The sequence below is a fragment of the Nonomuraea sp. NPDC005983 genome (assembly GCF_040614375.1).
Classification (GTDB): domain Bacteria; phylum Actinomycetota; class Actinomycetes; order Streptosporangiales; family Streptosporangiaceae; genus Nonomuraea.
Genome location: NZ_JBEXUP010000197.1, coordinates 1 through 13,718 on the forward strand (window position 1 = coordinate 1; position 13,718 = coordinate 13,718).

Here is a 13,718-nt window from a genome sequence, read left to right on the forward strand (position 1 = left end):
CCGGGTCGGGCGGGCTGCTTGAGGCGATCGCCGAGATCGTCCCGGGGCTGCTGCCCGCCGGGTGGCCCGCCAGGCATCCGGCCATGAACGCGCTCGGGGTGCGCAGGGTCGAGCTGTCCGAGGTGGTCGACCTGCTGTCGGGCGAGGTCGTCGAGGGCAGGGAGCCGTCCTGGTGGCGGTCGCTGTATGAGGTGCTGCCCGCCGACGACCCCGAGGCGCTGGGCGCGCTGCCGGTGCCGCTGGCCGACGGACGGCTGGTCCGCGGTCCGCGCGGCACGCTCATCCTTGAGCTCGAAGGCGCCGCCCGGCTGAAGCTTGATCTTGCGCCGCTCGGGTTGCGGATCGTGCATCCGGAGGCGGCGCACCCGTTGCTGCTCCGGCTCGGGGCCGCCGAGGCGACGCCGCGGACCGTGCTGGAGGATCCGCTCACCAAGGCGGCTGTCTCCGCGTCGCTCGACAGCCCCGATTCCGAGCCGGTGGCGCGGGCCGTGCTGTCCCTGGTGGAGGCGGCGGGCCTGGTGCCGGGCGAGGCGCCGTGGCTGGCCGAGCTGGCACTGCGCGGCGCCGACGGCGAGCTGTACCCGGCGGGCGAGCTCATGCTGGCCGACGGGGAGCTGGCCGGGCTGCTGGAGCCCGACACCCACCTCGGGGTGGCCGCGCCAGAGCTGGAGGAGGCGTACGGGGCGCGGGTGCTGGCCGCCGTCGGAGTGCTCGACGGGTTCGCCGTGGTGCACGACTCCGACGTGCTCCTCGACCACGACGACTGCGACCACGACCTCGACGGCGAGGACGACTGGCTCGACCACGTCCTCGACCTGCTGCCGGAGCTCGACGTGCCGCCTGTGGTGCCCGAGTTCGTGGCGGTTCGCGACCTTGAGCTGGTCGCCGACTGGCCGGCCGCGCTGGCGTTGCTGACCAGGCCGCCGCTGCGGGGTGCGCTGCATCCGCTGCGCGTCGAGGGTGTCGAGGTGCCGTCCTACACCGCGTGGTGGCTGGCGCGCCATCCCGTGCTGGGCGGGCGCAAGCCGGGCGAGCTGCGGCTGCCCGGCGCCGACCCGCTGCTCCAGGGCCTGTACGGCGACGCGCCCAGCGGGCTCGACGAGGCGGCGCTGGCGATGCTCGGCGTCCGCACCACGCTGGCCGACCTGCTGGCGTCCCACGGCGGCCCGGAGGAGCTGCTCGACCTGATGGCCGACGAGTCGATCGAGGTCGACAGGGCCCAGCTGCGTGCGCTGTGGATGGCGCTCGCGGGGGTCGAGCCGAGCCGGGTCGCGCCGCCGTCGCGGGTGCGGGCGGTGCTCGGCGGCGACATCGTGGTGGCCGCGGCCGAAGACGCCGTGGTGGTGGAGGCGCCCGACCTGCTCCAGCTCGTCACCGACCATCCGCTGGTGCTCGCGTCCTACGACCTGGCCGAGTCGCTGTCCGAGCTGCTCGACCTGCCGCTCGCCGGTGAGCTCGCGCAGGGGGAGGTGACGTCGGCGGGCGAGGTGCGGCAGGTGCCGCCGGAGGTGCGCTCCCTGCTCCCCACGGCCCCCGAGACCTATGTCGAGCACGAGAAGCTGCTGGTCGACGGCGTCGCCTGCACGTGGCGGTTCTTCGAGGGCGCCGTGCACTGCACCGGCCCCGAGGGGTTGGCGCGTGGGCTGGCCTGGGCCACGGGGCAGTGGAACGACCGGCTGGCGGTCGCCGCGCTGCTGCGCGACCCCTCCGCCGTCCCGCTTCTGCTGGCGGAGGCCGACCTGTCCTGACCCGCACCCCGCCCCTTGCCGGTCAAGGGGCGGGAGCCCGCCCTTGTCAGGGCTCGCCGTTGCGATGGTGAGGCGCTGCTCCGGATGCCTGCTGCGCAGGTGGTGGAGTGGTCGGGGCTTGGCGTCCGGGCGGTGCTACCGCCCGGATGGCTGCACCCGGTTCTGGCTGAGGTCTGGCGTTGGGGCGGTGCTGCGCGGGGTTAGGGGCGGGAGGCTCGTCTGCGGACGAACCAGAGGCCGAACAGGCCGAACCCGACGCCGGTCGCGCACGTCCAGACCCACCAGGTGTTCTCTGGTGCCGGACGGAAGATCAGGAGAACGACCAGGGCGACCGCCCACAGGGCGGTGCCGACGGCGACCGCCGCCGTGTCGTTGGTCTTGATCGGCTCTGGATCGGGGTGCCACTGCCGCTTCACGCGATCCAGCCTAGCTTCCAATCAGGTCTCGATCCGATTACCGGCTCTTTTCGCAGATGAGCCCGTACTGCCACTCTTCGCGCGTGAGTGAGACAAATAGTGCAATAGATCGCTTCTTCTCCATCACCGAACGGGGTTCGACGATCTCCCGTGAGGTCCGCGGCGGGCTGGCCACCTTCTTCACCATGGCCTACATCGTCGTGTTGAACCCGCTCATCATCGCCACCGGTAAGGACGCCCACCAGCAGTTCATCGGCGACGGCTCGACCTACAACATCCCCCTGGTGGCGGCGGGGACGGCGTTCCTCGCCGGAGTCCTGACCATCCTCATGGGCCTCGTCGGGCGGGTGCCCTTCGCGATGGCCGCGGGGCTCGGCCTGAACGCCTTCGTCACCTTCACCATCGCTCCCAAGATGAGCTGGGAGGAGGCGATGGGGCTGGTCTTCGTGGAAGGCGTGATCATCGCCATCCTGGTGCTGACCGGGTTCAGAGTGGCGGTCTTCAACGCCATCCCCGGCCAGTTGAAGACCGCCATCAGCGTAGGGATCGGCCTGTTCATCGCGTTGATCGGCTTCGTGGACTCGGGCTTCGTCCGCAAGGGCGCGGGCACGCCGCTGGAGCTGGGCATCGCGGGCAACCTCACGTCCTGGCCGGTCTTCGTGTTCGTGGTCGGGTTGCTCATCACCGCGGCGCTGGTGGCCCGCAAGGTCAAGGGCGCGATCCTGATCGGGATCGTCGGGACCACCGTGCTCGCCGCGGTCGTCGAACTGCTCGCCAGCCCTGGCAAGGCGTCCCCGGACAACGCGGGCGGCTGGATGCTGAACGTGCCGACGGTGCCGGAGAAGATCTTCGGGTTCGAGAACCCGCTCGTCCTGTTCAAGGAGTTCGACCCGATCGGCGCGTTCACCCACGGCTCGGTGCTGCTGGCCGTGCTGTTCGTGTTCACGCTGCTGATCACCGACTTCTTCGACACGATGGGCACCATGGTCGGCGTCGGACGCCAGGCCGGGCTGGTCGACGAGCAGGGCATGCTGCCGCGCACCCGTCAGATCCTGCTCGTGGACTCGATCGGCGCGGCGGCGGGAGGCGCGGGCTCGGTCTCGTCCAACACCACCTACATCGAGTCGGCGGCCGGGGTCGGGGAGGGCGCGCGCACCGGGCTGGCCAGCGTGGTCACCGGCCTGCTCTTCCTGGTGGCCATCTTCTTCGCGCCGCTGGTCGAGGTCGTGCCGTACGAGGCGGCCGCGCCCGCGCTGGTCGTGGTCGGCTTCCTGATGATGACGGCCATCCGCGACATCGACTTCACCGACTACGACACCGCCATCCCGGCGTTCCTCACCATCGTGGTCATGCCGTTCACCTACTCGGTCTCGAACGGGATCGGCGCGGGCTTCGTCAGCTACGTCCTGATCAAGGCGGTGCGGGGCAAGGCCCGTGCGGTCCACCCGCTGCTGTGGCTGGTCGCCGCCCTCTTCGCGGTCTACTTCGCCATGGGCCCCATCAAGGTCCTCCTCGGGCTGGGCTGACGTACCGGGGCACCGGCGAAGACCGGTGCCCCGGGAGCAGGCCGGATCAGACCCAGTCGAAGGACTGGTTCCAGCCGCCGTGGCACCTCCATATCTGCATCGGCGTGCCGTTCACGTGCTGCTTGTCGGTCGCGTCGAGGCACTTGTGATTCATGCGGCTGCGGATGGTCTGGTAGCCGGACCTGCCGTACTTGGAGTCGCCCAGGTACCACTGCTGGTTCGACCGGCCGCTGCACTTCCACAGCTGGACGGCGGCGCGGTTCTTGCCGTTGAAGTCCCTGATGTCGAGGCACTTGCCGTTGAGCGCGCTGCGGACGCTGCCGTCGGCGTTCATGGTCCAGAGCTGGTTGGCGTTGTGGTTGCACTTCCACAGCTGGACGGTGGCGCCGTTCTTGCCGTTGAAGTCCCGGACGTCCAGGCAGAGGTTGTAGCCGGAGATCTTGATCCGCTTGGGGGCGGAGGCCGCGGCCGGGGCGGCCATGAGCGCGACTCCCGCAGCGACCGCGGCGATCACCACGCCGGCTTTCGTTAACGACATCATTGCCCTCAGTTCATCGTCGAGCCATCTCGTTCTGTACGTGAGATGCATCCCAATGCGAGGTGGTTCGCGGTGTTCTGCACCGGCCTCAGCCAGGGCCTCGACGAGGTGTCTGTGGTCTCGCGGCCCGGGTATGGTCCGGGCAGCAGGTGGCCTCCCATGGACGCGGGTGCGGAACGCGGGTCACTGGGCACCGAAGAGCAAAACTGACCTAGGGAAATATCTTGCAATCATCTATAGTTAGCAAAGGTAATGACTCATGCTAACCAAGAACCAGCACCCCAAGATGGACCTGCGCAGCGACGCAGGCCTGGCTTCAGCCCTGCGCGTGTCGCTGGCGCGGCTGACCAGGCGACTACGACGACAGGCGGCAGCGCACTCGCTGACTCCCACACAGTTCGCGACGCTCGCCGCGGTAGAACGGCATTCCGGGATAACCCCCGGCGAATTGGCCGAGCTCGAGAAGGTGCAGCCGCCCTCGATGACGCGCGTGATCGCCACGCTCGAGGAACGCGGCCTGGTCTCCCGTACCCCGCACCCGGCCGACCGGCGACAGGTGACCGTGACCGTGACCGAGGCCGCCCAGACCTTGCTGAAGGAGGAGCGACGCCGCAAGGAGGCGTGGCTGACCCAGAGGCTGAAGGAGTTGACTCCCGAGGAGCGGGCGATTCTCCGGCAGGCGGCACCGATCCTGGAGAAACTCAGCAAGATATAGAACCTGAGGAACCCGGCACCGGAATGTTCCGGTCACTCAGGGTTCGCAACTACCGCATGTTCGCAGCCGGTGGCGCCGTCTCCAACGTCGGTGGCTGGCTGCAACGCACCGCCCAGGACTGGCTGGTGCTCGACCTGACCCACGGCAGCGCTGCGGCGCTGGGCACCGCGACCGCGCTGCAGTTCCTGCCGATGCTGCTCTTCGGGCTGTTCGGCGGCGTGCTCGCCGACCGCTACCCCAAGCGGCCGATCCTCATCGTGGCGCAGTCGCTGATGGCCGTGCTGGCGCTCACGATGGCCGTGCTCACGATCACCGGCAGCGCCCAGGTGTGGCACGTGTACGTGATGGCGTTCACGCTCGGCGTGATCTCCTGCGTCGAGGTGCCGACCAGGCAGGCGTTCGTGGTCGAGATGGTCGGCCGTCGCGACCTGTCGAACGCGATCGCGCTCAACAGTTCCAGCTTCAATCTGGCCCGCGTCGTGGGCCCGGCCATCGCCGGCGTGCTGATCTCGCTGCTCGGCAGCACCGGCCCGATCTTCCTGATCAACGGGCTCACCTTCGCCGCCGTGATCTCCAGCCTGGTCTTCATGCGCAAGTCCGAGCTGAACCCGGCCGAGCGGGTGCCGAGGGCCAAGGGGCAGCTCCGCGAGGGCCTGCGCTACGTGATCGAGCGCGAAGAGCTGCTCATGCCGATCCTGCTGATCGCGTTCGTGTCGATGTTCTCCCAGTCGTTCTCGATGTCGATCGCGCTGATGGCGCGCGAGGAGTTCCAGGCGGGGGCGTCCTCGTTCGGGCTGGCGTCCAGCATGTTCGCGGTCGGCGCGCTGGGAGGCGCGCTGCTCGCCGCGCGCAGGGCCATGCCGTCGCGCAGGCTGCTGATCGCGGGGGCGATCGGGTTCGGGCTGTTCCAGATCGCGACGGGGCTCTCCCCGTTCTACCCGGTGTACCTGCTGCTGCTGATCCCCACCGGCATCGCGCTGATCACGATCAACACCGCCGCGAACGCGAGCGTCCAGCTGGCCACGTCGCCCGACATGCGCGGCCGGGTCATGGGCATCTACATGCTGGTCTTCACCGGCGGCGCCCCCGTCGGCGCCCCGCTCATCGGCTGGCTGTCCGACCTCGGCGGCCCCCGGATGGGCGTCATGCTCTCGGGCGTGCTCGTGCTGGTGGGCACCGGGCTGGCCGTCCTGATGACGAGGGTGATCGGGGCTCGCACGGCCAGAGCGGCGCTGGCAATGGCCTGAGTCAGACACAATCGGTTGGCATGAGGCTCTTCACAGCCCTGCAGCCGCCCGGCGAGGTGCTCGACGAGATCGAGCAGGCGATCGCGCCGCACGTTGGGCGGGTGCCGGGCCTGCGCTGGCCCGCCCGCGCCACCTGGCACATCACGCTGGCCTTCTACGGCGAGGTGCCGGAGGAGGCCCTCCCCGACCTGGAGACCAGGCTGGCGCGGGCCGTGCACCGTCACGACGTCGCGGACGTGGCCTTCACCAGGTTCGGCGGGTTCTCCTCCGCGGGACGGGCCAGAGTCTTCTGGGCTGGTTTGTCAGGAGATCCGATGAACCGGCTGGTCGACTCGCTGCGGGCGGCCGGCCGGCGGGCCGGTGCGGCGCACGTAGACGAAAAGCGATTCCACCCACATCTGACGCTCGCACGCGCTAAAACTGAGGTGGATCTCCGCCCGCTGGTTGAGTCGCTCTCCGGGTTCAGCGGCTCTGTCTGGCGGGCGGAGGCCGTTCACCTCGTGCGCAGCCATCTCGGCGCGCAGGTGAGGTACGAGTCACTCGCGAATTGGGCGCTATCACCTGTTCGGCGGGATTAGGCTCCAGGTCGTGGACCGTCCTCGCTCCTGGCTGCTGCCCATCGTGCTCGGCCTCCTCCTGCTGATCGTGCTCGTCGGCGCGCTGCTGACCTGAGTTACCAGGCGTAGTCCTCCGGCGCAGTGCGGTGGCCGGGGAAGATCTCGTCGAGGCGGGCCAGCGCCTGGTCGTCCAGCGTGATCTCCAGCGTCCGCATGCTGCCTTCGAGCTGCTCCAGGGTGCGCGGCCCGATGATCGGGGCGATGACCGCCCGCTGCCTGAGCAGCCAGGCCAGGGCCACGTCGGCGGGGTTCTCGCCCAGCTCGTCGCAGAACTTCTCGTACTGCTCGATCTTGTCGCGGTGCTTCTCGAGCTCCTTGACCATGTTGTCGCTGGCCGAGCGGCCCTTGTCGATCTTGCGCAGCACGCCGCCGAGCAGACCACCGGCCAGCGGGCTCCAGGGGATCACGCCGAGGCCGTAGTCTTCGCACGCGGGTAGCACTTCCAGCTCGACCGTACGGGTCAGCAGGTTGTAGTGACTCTGCTCGCTGACCAGGCCGAGCGTGCCCCGCTTGGCGGCCGTCTCCTGCGCCTTGGCGATGTGCCATCCGGCGAAGTTGGACGAGCCGACGTAGATGATCTTTCCCTGCTGGCGCAGGACCTCCATCGCCTCCCAGAACTCCTCGAACGGGGTGTCCCGGTCGACGTGGTGGGCCTGGTAGATGTCGATGTAGTCGGTCTGCAGGCGCTTCAGCGAGGCGTCGCAGGCCCTGCGGATGTTGAGCGCGGACAGCTTCTGGTCGTTGGGCCAGTCGCTCATCCTGCCGTTGAGCTTGGTCGCGATGACGGTCTTCTCCCGGCGTCCGCCGCCCTGGGCGAACCACCGGCCGATGATCTGCTCCGTGATGCCCTCGCCCAGCTTCCAGCCGTAGACGTTGGCCGTGTCGAAGAAGTTGATGCCCAGCTCGTGAGCCCTGTCCATGATCGCGAAGGAGTCCTCCTCCGTGGTCGCCGGGCCGAAGTTCATGGTGCCGAGGCAGAGCGGGCTGACCTGGAGCCCGCTGCGTCCGAGGTTCACGTAATCCATGTATCCGACCCTAAGTACCTGGAGCGCACTCCAGGCTAGTAGGGTCGCCTGGGTGATTCTGTGATCATTCTCCTCCGCTCGGCCGTGCCGCTGTTCCTCTCGATGGTCACCGGCATGGTGGGTTCGCTGGTGGTCACGTCCGTGCTGGGGCGGCACGCGACCGTCACGCTGGCCGCGTTCGCGGTCATGACCGCCGTGCTGAACCCCGCCTCCACCGCCGTCGCGGGCGCGCTGCGCGGCCTGTCGCCGTTCGTCGCGCCGCATCGCGACGACCCCGCCGCCGCCCTGCCGATCCTGCGCGACGCGCGCTGGCTCAGCCTCCTCGTCGGCTCGGCGGGCGCGCTCGCCGTGCTCTGCGTGCCGCCGCTGGCCAGGGTCTCCGGCGTGCCGGAGGAGGTGGTGGGCGAGCTCGGGCCGCTGCCCTGGCTGCTCGCCCTCTACCTGGTGGTCTTCGCCTCGGGCGGCGGCGCGACCACCGTGCTCGTCGCCATCGGACGCAGCCGCCAGGTGCTCTGGTCCAGCCTGGCCAGTACGGCGACCGTCATCGTGCTGTCACTCGTCCTCGTGCCCCGGATCGGGCTCACCGGCATGGGCGTCGCGGACCTCGCCTCGGGCGTCGCCGGGGTCGTCATCTCCAACCTCTGCCTGCGTCGCGCGCTGCGCAGGCCCATCGGGCGGGGGAGGCCACGGTTCGCCGAGATCACCCGCCTGGCCAGGGTGAGCCTGCCGCTCGCCGGCACCGTGCTGATCAAGTTCGGCACGCTGGGCGTGGTCACGTTCGCGGCCACGACGACCAACACCCGCGACGCCGCCGCGCACGCCGTCCTCAGCACGCTGACCGGGTTCACCATGCTCGCCTCGCTGGCCGTCGCCCAGGCGTCCGTGCCCGAGATGGCCAGGGCCACCGGCACCGCGGCCGTGCGGCGAGTCAACCGGACGGCCGCGCTGCTGGCCGTCTCGGGGGCGTCCGTCGGCGCGCTGGCGCTGCTGGTGCTCGGCGACCCGCTGATCGGGCTGTTCAGCGACGATCCGGCGGTCCGGGCCAGGGTGCTCGCGCTGGTGCCGCTGATGCTGTTGTCGTCCATGGCGGACGCCGCCCAGGCCGTGCAGGGCTTCGGGCTCACCGCGCTCAAGCGGTCGGGCGCCAGCCTCGGCTACTTCGCCATCGGGTACGGCCTGCTGGCCGTGGCCGCCGTCCCCGTCGCCGCGACGTGGGGGATCACCGGGCTGTGGGTCGCCATGGCGGTCGGCAACGTGCTGCTGGTCGTGCTCCAGGGCGCCGGGTTCCACCGGCACAGCGCGCGGATAGACGCGGACCCCGTTGGGGCATGATGGCGCCGTGGGGGATGTCCTGATTCGAGCGCTTGCGGTGGCAGGCGTGACGTGCGTGCTCTCGGCCTGCGTGCTCCCGGGAACGCCCGCCGCCGCCGACGACGGCACGCGGAAGCTGTTCACCTTCCGCGACCCGCGGATCACTGAGTCGAGCGGGCTGGCCGTGTCGCCGACGCGCGACGGCATCTACTACACCCACAACGACAGCTCGGCCGAGCCGGTGTTCTACGCCGTCGGCGAGGACGGCAGGACCAGGGCGACGTACCGGCTGCAGGGTGCGCAGGCGCGCGACTGGGAGGCCATGGCCGCCAGCAAGGACCCCGAGACCGGGCGCGGCGTGCTCTGGTTCGCCGACATCGGAGACAACCTCGACGGCGCCTGGCCCGACGTGTCCGTCTACAAGGTCATGGAGCCGACCAGCCTGCACGACGCCACGCTGCCCGCCGTCCGCTACCGCTTCAGGTACGAGGACGGCGGGCGCAACGCCGAGGGCATCATGGTCCACCCGCGGACCGGGCGGCTGTACGTGGTGTCCAAGGAGTTCTCCGGGTCCGTCTACGAGGCGCCGGCCCGGTTGCGTACGAGTGGGACCAACAAGCTGCGCAAGATCGGCTCGGCTCCGATCATGGCCACGGACGCCGCCTACGCGCCCGACGGGTCCAGCTACGTCATCAGGACGTACTTCTCCGCCACCCTCTACCGGCCTGACGGGCAGGCGATCTCCAAGCTCTCGATGCCCGAGCTGAAGCAGGCCGAGTCGATCGCCTACACCCGCGACGGCAAGGCGCTGCTGACGGGCAGCGAGGGAGTCGACAGCCCCGTCTACCGCGTCCCCCTTCCTGGCGCGGAGCAGCGCTCGCCCTCGCCGGAGCCCACGCTCAGCCCCGCCGCCGACCGGGCCGACGCCCAGAAGTCTCCCGACGTCGCGGTGGCCGCCGAGACGGGCCGGCTGACGGGCCGGGACATCCTGATCTGGCTGGCCGCGGCCGCGGGCGCCATCGGCGTCATCGTCTTCCTCGCCCGCCGCACCCGGTGACGGCCACCGACGACCTGCCGTGAACGGGTGTCGGCGGGTTCGCGCCGACCCGAGGTGCGCACCGGAGGGCGTTGGCGGACCCGGGTGCGCGTTGCCGCCTGGGCGATATGGGGGACCTGACGTAATACCTGGTCAATTGACCAAGATAAAAACTGTACAGCTGTTGAGTTCTCTTTGCTGCCACTTTACTCTCGGGTCTGAGGCGCGCGAAAACCCCGCGTGCGCCCACGGAACGGGAGACACGGAATGCTGAAAGTGATCGGCGCGGGCTTCCCGCGCACCGGAACCAGCTCGATGAAGGCCGCCCTGGAGCGGCTGGGCTTCGGCCCGTGTTACCACATGTTCGAGATCCTGACCCACCCCGAGCAGGTCGAGCGGTGGCTGCCCGCAGCCTCCGGCGAGCCGCTCGACTGGGAGCAGGTCTTCGCCGGCTACCAGTCGGCCCAGGACTGGCCGGCCAGCGGCTTCTGGCGCGAGCAGGCGACGGCCTACCCCGAGGCCAAGGTCGTCCTGACCGTCCGCGACCCCCAGCGCTGGTACGTCAGCATGCAGAACCTCATCGACAACGGACCCCGCCGGGCCTTCTCGGCGGACCCGTCGCAACTGCCGGAGAAGGCGGTCGCCGTCTTCACGGCGATGGGGAAGATGAGCCCGGTGCTGGACAGGATCGGGCGCAGCGCCTTCGGTGACGCCTGGAACTTCGCGGACGGCATGCCCGAGGAGAAGGTCGCCATCGAGGCCTTCGAGCGGCACGTGGACGCCGTCAAGGAGAGCCTGCCCGCGAACCGGCTCCTGGTGTTCGACGTGCGTCAGGGATGGGGTCCGCTCTGCGAGTTCCTGGGCGTCGACGTCCCCGACGGCGAGCCGTTCCCGCATCTCAACGACACCGAGTCGATGCAGCGCACCTTCCAGGAGCTGGTGGCGGGAGGCGACATCGGCTCCGCCTTCCCGGGGAGCCACTAGATCGGCGCCGTCTCCTGCCCGGCCTCCGATCCCAGTACCATCGGGGGCCAGCAGGAGGTGGTGATCCATGTCGGCAGGTGAGATCGCCGCTCGCTCCCCGTCCGAGCAGGCGGGTGAGGCTGAGAGCAAGGGGCGGCGCACGCGGCGCCGGATCCTGGAGGCCGCCCGCCGCACCTTCGGCGAGCTCGGCTACGAGCGGGCCACCATCCGCGCGATCGCCGCCGAGGCGGGCGTCGACAAGTCCTCGGTGATCCAGTACTTCGGCACCAAGCAGCAGCTCTTCCGCGAGTCCCTCGACTTCTGCGTCGATGTCGGCTCCCTGGCCGGCGGCGACCCGGGCCGCTCAGCCGAGAACTACCTGCGTGCCATGCTCGAACGATGGGGCACCGCCCCCGACGGCCCGATGGCCGTGCTCCTGCGTACCAGCCTGACCAGCGAGGAAGCCGCCCAGATGCTGCGCGAGCACGTGACCTCGGAGGCGATCGACCAGATCGCGCCCGGGGTGAGCGGGCCCGACGCGCGGCTGCGGGCGGCGCTGGCGGGCGCGGTGATGTTCGGCATCACAGTCCACCGCCACCTGCTCCGCATGCCCGACCTGGCCGAGGCCGACCTGGACGACGTCCTGCGGCTGGCCGTGCCGCTCGTCCGCGCGCTCCTCGACGCCGAGGCGACCGCTCCCTGACCTCAGGGCCTGCGGCGCAGGGTCGCGGTGAAGCCCTCGCCGCGCAGGGCCCGCTCGACGACCTCGATGGAGCGGGCCAGGCGCACCAGGCGGGGGCCCTCCTCGCGGTAGGCGTCGAGCACCGCCTCTATCGCGTGCGGCGGCAGGTGCTCCTTGAGGTCGACCGCCGCGTTGCGGTAGCCGGTGCGCGCCGCCTCGGTGACCGCGTGGACGTGGTGGGCCGCCATCCGGGCCAGGGCGACCGGGTGGCGGCGGAGCACCTCGTAGGCCCGGTAGTCGGGCGGGACGGCGTCGAGCAGCCAGGCCACGGCCGAGGTCTCCCAGTCGGGGACGCTCGGTGGCCGCACCTCGACCGGCCACTCCGGCGGGACGTACATGCGACCATCGTACTCATGTTCGATTCTCTCGCCGAGGGTGGCGGGTGGTTGAGAGGTATACCAAGTGAGCGCTAGTTTGGCAGGCATGCGCGTCTTGGTGACCGGTGCGTCGGGATTCGTCGGGTCGCACGCGGTGGCCGCGTTGCTCGCCGATGAGCATGAGGTCCGGGTGCTGGTGAGAGATCCGGAAAAGGCGCGACGTGTTCTGTCGCGGGTGGAATCGGCGGAGGGGCCGGTAGCCGTGCGGGTCGGGGACGTCCGCGACGTCCGTGCGGTACGGGAGGCGCTCGACGGGTGCGACGGCGTGCTCCATGCCGCCGCCGACATGGGGGTCACCGGGCTGGGCGCCGACCTGCGGGGGGCGAACGTGGCCGGGCTGCGCAACGTGCTCTGGCAGGCCGTCGAACTGGGGCTCGATCCGGTGGTGCACGTCTCGACCGTGGCCGTGTTCGTGCCGCCCGCAGGCCCCGTCATCACCGCGGACAGCCCGCTGGCCGATCCGCGGAACGCCTACGGCCGCTCCAAGGTCGAGGGGGAGCGCTACGCCAGGCAGCTGGACGGGGTGACCATCGTCTACCCGGGCGGCGTCGTCGGCCCCGGGCAGCCGACGCTCGACGCGCTCAACGAGGGCATCAGGGCCGGGATGCGGTGGGGGTGGCCGGTCGTGCCGGGCGGGGTGAGCGTGCTGGACGTCCGCGATCTGGCCGTCGCGCTGGCGCGCTGCTTCGAGCCGGGGAAGGGCGACCGCCGCTACCTGCTTGGGGGCCATTTCGTGAAATGGGCGGAGATAGCCTCCCTCTGTCGGCGGCTGACCGGCCGGAAGGCGCGGACGTACAGGCTGCCCGCCGCCTTGCTGCGCGGCGCGGCGGCCGCACTCGACGGGCTCAAGGCCGCACACGTCAGCATCGACCACCCGCTCACCCGCGATGCCGCCGACTTCATGCTCACCCTCGTGCCCACCGACGACCGGCCCGCGCTCAAGGAGCTCGACCTCGTCCTGCGCCCGGTGGAACAAACCGTTTCGGACACATTGCGGTGGTTAGCCGCCGAAGGGCACCTCAACCGCCGCAGAGTCGGCAGACTGGCTGCGTGACAGAGAGGATTGGGGTCGTCGGCGCGGGCATCGTCGGCCTGGCCGTCGCGCGCGAGCTGGGCGGCCGCGGCGCCGAGGTGACCGTGCTCGACAAGGAGGACCACGTCGGCGCGCACCAGACCGGCCACAACAGCGGCGTCGTGCACGCGGGCATCTACTACCCGCCGGGCTCGCTCAAGGCCAGGCTCTGCCGCGAGGGCGTGGCGCTGCTCAAGGAGTACTGCGCCCAGCACAGCCTGCCGTACGAGGAGGTCGGCAAGCTGGTCGTGGCGAGCACCCAGGCGGAGCGGCCGATGCTCGCGGCGCTGGCCGAGCGCGCCAGGGCCAACGGCGTGCCGGGCATCGCCGAGCTCGACGCGCTGGGGCTGCGCGAGATCGAGCCGCGCGCGGTCGGCGTCGGCGC

Annotated in this window: 14 protein-coding genes and 1 pseudogene; 11 read left to right on the top strand and 4 right to left on the bottom strand. The window is 70.4% G+C overall.

Going from position 1 to position 13,718, the window contains the following annotated elements; all coding sequences use genetic code 11:
• A pseudogene (locus ABZ297_RS43255) lies at nucleotides 1-1,748 on the top strand (hypothetical protein); the annotation flags it as partial.
• A 200-nt stretch (nucleotides 1,749-1,948) separates the two neighbouring features.
• Here the strand turns inward: ABZ297_RS43255 and ABZ297_RS43260 are convergent.
• A complete protein-coding gene (locus ABZ297_RS43260) occupies nucleotides 1,949-2,164 on the bottom strand; it encodes a DUF2530 domain-containing protein (protein ID WP_355359183.1) in 216 nt (71 codons plus the stop codon).
• 56 nt (nucleotides 2,165-2,220) lie between these two features.
• On the opposite strand from ABZ297_RS43260, the gene ABZ297_RS43265 reads away from it, so the two are divergent.
• A complete protein-coding gene (locus ABZ297_RS43265; protein WP_355359186.1) occupies nucleotides 2,221-3,690 on the top strand; it encodes an NCS2 family permease in 1,470 nt (489 codons plus the stop codon).
• Between the two features lie 46 nt (nucleotides 3,691-3,736).
• Here the strand turns inward: ABZ297_RS43265 and ABZ297_RS43270 are convergent, their stop codons facing one another.
• Entirely contained in the window at nucleotides 3,737-4,231 is a 495-nt protein-coding gene (locus tag ABZ297_RS43270) for an RICIN domain-containing protein (protein ID WP_355359189.1), read from the bottom strand.
• Between the two features lie 283 nt (nucleotides 4,232-4,514).
• Between ABZ297_RS43270 and ABZ297_RS43275 the strand changes: the two genes are divergently transcribed.
• The 3 genes from ABZ297_RS43275 to thpR are packed head-to-tail and all read left to right on the top strand — an operon-like array spanning nucleotide 4,515 to nucleotide 6,768.
• A complete protein-coding gene (locus tag ABZ297_RS43275) occupies nucleotides 4,515-4,943 on the top strand; it encodes a MarR family transcriptional regulator (protein WP_355359192.1) in 429 nt (142 codons plus the stop codon).
• 23 nt (nucleotides 4,944-4,966) lie between these two features.
• Nucleotides 4,967-6,190, top strand: coding sequence for an MFS transporter (locus ABZ297_RS43280; RefSeq protein WP_355359195.1), 1,224 nt, complete (start codon nucleotides 4,967-4,969; stop codon nucleotides 6,188-6,190).
• Nucleotides 6,191-6,210: 20 nt separating this feature from the next.
• On the top strand, nucleotides 6,211-6,768 hold the full coding sequence (gene thpR / locus ABZ297_RS43285; protein ID WP_355359198.1) for an RNA 2',3'-cyclic phosphodiesterase: 558 nt from the start codon (nucleotides 6,211-6,213) through the stop codon (nucleotides 6,766-6,768).
• Nucleotides 6,769-6,863: 95 nt separating this feature from the next.
• On the opposite strand, the gene ABZ297_RS43290 is transcribed toward thpR, so the two are convergent.
• The gene (locus tag ABZ297_RS43290; protein WP_355359201.1) at nucleotides 6,864-7,832 is read right to left on the bottom strand and encodes an aldo/keto reductase; all 969 of its coding nucleotides are present in this window, start codon (nucleotides 7,830-7,832) and stop codon (nucleotides 6,864-6,866) included.
• Nucleotides 7,833-7,892: 60 nt separating this feature from the next.
• Between ABZ297_RS43290 and ABZ297_RS43295 the strand changes: the two genes are divergently transcribed.
• From ABZ297_RS43295 to ABZ297_RS43310, 4 genes are all read left to right on the top strand, one after another.
• On the top strand, nucleotides 7,893-9,164 hold the full coding sequence (locus ABZ297_RS43295) for a matE family protein (RefSeq protein ID WP_355359204.1): 1,272 nt from the start codon (nucleotides 7,893-7,895) through the stop codon (nucleotides 9,162-9,164).
• 7 nt (nucleotides 9,165-9,171) lie between these two features.
• Nucleotides 9,172-10,200, top strand: a complete 1,029-nt coding sequence (locus ABZ297_RS43300) for a hypothetical protein (RefSeq protein WP_355359207.1) — start codon at nucleotides 9,172-9,174, stop codon at nucleotides 10,198-10,200.
• A gap of 246 nt (nucleotides 10,201-10,446) precedes the next feature.
• Nucleotides 10,447-11,163 (top strand): sulfotransferase family protein, encoded by a 717-nt coding sequence (locus ABZ297_RS43305; protein ID WP_355359210.1) that lies wholly within the window; start codon nucleotides 10,447-10,449, stop codon nucleotides 11,161-11,163.
• A 67-nt stretch (nucleotides 11,164-11,230) separates the two neighbouring features.
• On the top strand, nucleotides 11,231-11,845 hold the full coding sequence (locus ABZ297_RS43310) for a TetR family transcriptional regulator (protein ID WP_355359213.1): 615 nt from the start codon (nucleotides 11,231-11,233) through the stop codon (nucleotides 11,843-11,845).
• Between the two features lie 2 nt (nucleotides 11,846-11,847).
• Here ABZ297_RS43310 and ABZ297_RS43315 read toward each other — a convergent pair whose 3' ends face one another.
• The gene (locus ABZ297_RS43315; RefSeq protein WP_355359216.1) at nucleotides 11,848-12,222 is read right to left on the bottom strand and encodes a hypothetical protein; all 375 of its coding nucleotides are present in this window, start codon (nucleotides 12,220-12,222) and stop codon (nucleotides 11,848-11,850) included.
• A gap of 85 nt (nucleotides 12,223-12,307) precedes the next feature.
• On the opposite strand from ABZ297_RS43315, the gene ABZ297_RS43320 reads away from it, so the two are divergent.
• Nucleotides 12,308-13,315, top strand: coding sequence for an NAD-dependent epimerase/dehydratase family protein (locus tag ABZ297_RS43320; RefSeq protein ID WP_355359219.1), 1,008 nt, complete (start codon nucleotides 12,308-12,310; stop codon nucleotides 13,313-13,315).
• Nucleotides 13,312-13,718, top strand: a 407-nt coding sequence (locus tag ABZ297_RS43325; RefSeq protein WP_355359222.1) for an FAD-dependent oxidoreductase, incomplete at its 3' end; no start/stop codon positions are given. The genes ABZ297_RS43320 and ABZ297_RS43325, both read left to right, overlap by 4 nt.

Excerpts from the sequence above, each read along its gene's own strand:
- ABZ297_RS43315 (WP_355359216.1), bottom strand. The coding sequence starts at position 12,222 with ATGTACGTCCCGCCGGAGTGGCCGGTCGAGGTGCGGCCACCGAGCGTC.
- ABZ297_RS43280 (WP_355359195.1), top strand. The coding sequence starts at position 4,967 with ATGTTCCGGTCACTCAGGGTTCGCAACTACCGCATGTTCGCAGCCGGT.
- ABZ297_RS43265 (WP_355359186.1), top strand. The coding sequence starts at position 2,221 with ATGAGCCCGTACTGCCACTCTTCGCGCGTGAGTGAGACAAATAGTGCA.
- ABZ297_RS43305 (WP_355359210.1), top strand. The coding sequence starts at position 10,447 with ATGCTGAAAGTGATCGGCGCGGGCTTCCCGCGCACCGGAACCAGCTCG.
- thpR (WP_355359198.1), top strand. The coding sequence starts at position 6,211 with ATGAGGCTCTTCACAGCCCTGCAGCCGCCCGGCGAGGTGCTCGACGAG.
- ABZ297_RS43270 (WP_355359189.1), bottom strand. The coding sequence starts at position 4,231 with ATGATGTCGTTAACGAAAGCCGGCGTGGTGATCGCCGCGGTCGCTGCG.
- ABZ297_RS43275 (WP_355359192.1), top strand. The coding sequence starts at position 4,515 with ATGGACCTGCGCAGCGACGCAGGCCTGGCTTCAGCCCTGCGCGTGTCG.
- ABZ297_RS43320 (WP_355359219.1), top strand. The coding sequence starts at position 12,308 with ATGCGCGTCTTGGTGACCGGTGCGTCGGGATTCGTCGGGTCGCACGCG.
- ABZ297_RS43290 (WP_355359201.1), bottom strand. The coding sequence starts at position 7,832 with ATGGATTACGTGAACCTCGGACGCAGCGGGCTCCAGGTCAGCCCGCTC.
- ABZ297_RS43310 (WP_355359213.1), top strand. The coding sequence starts at position 11,231 with ATGTCGGCAGGTGAGATCGCCGCTCGCTCCCCGTCCGAGCAGGCGGGT.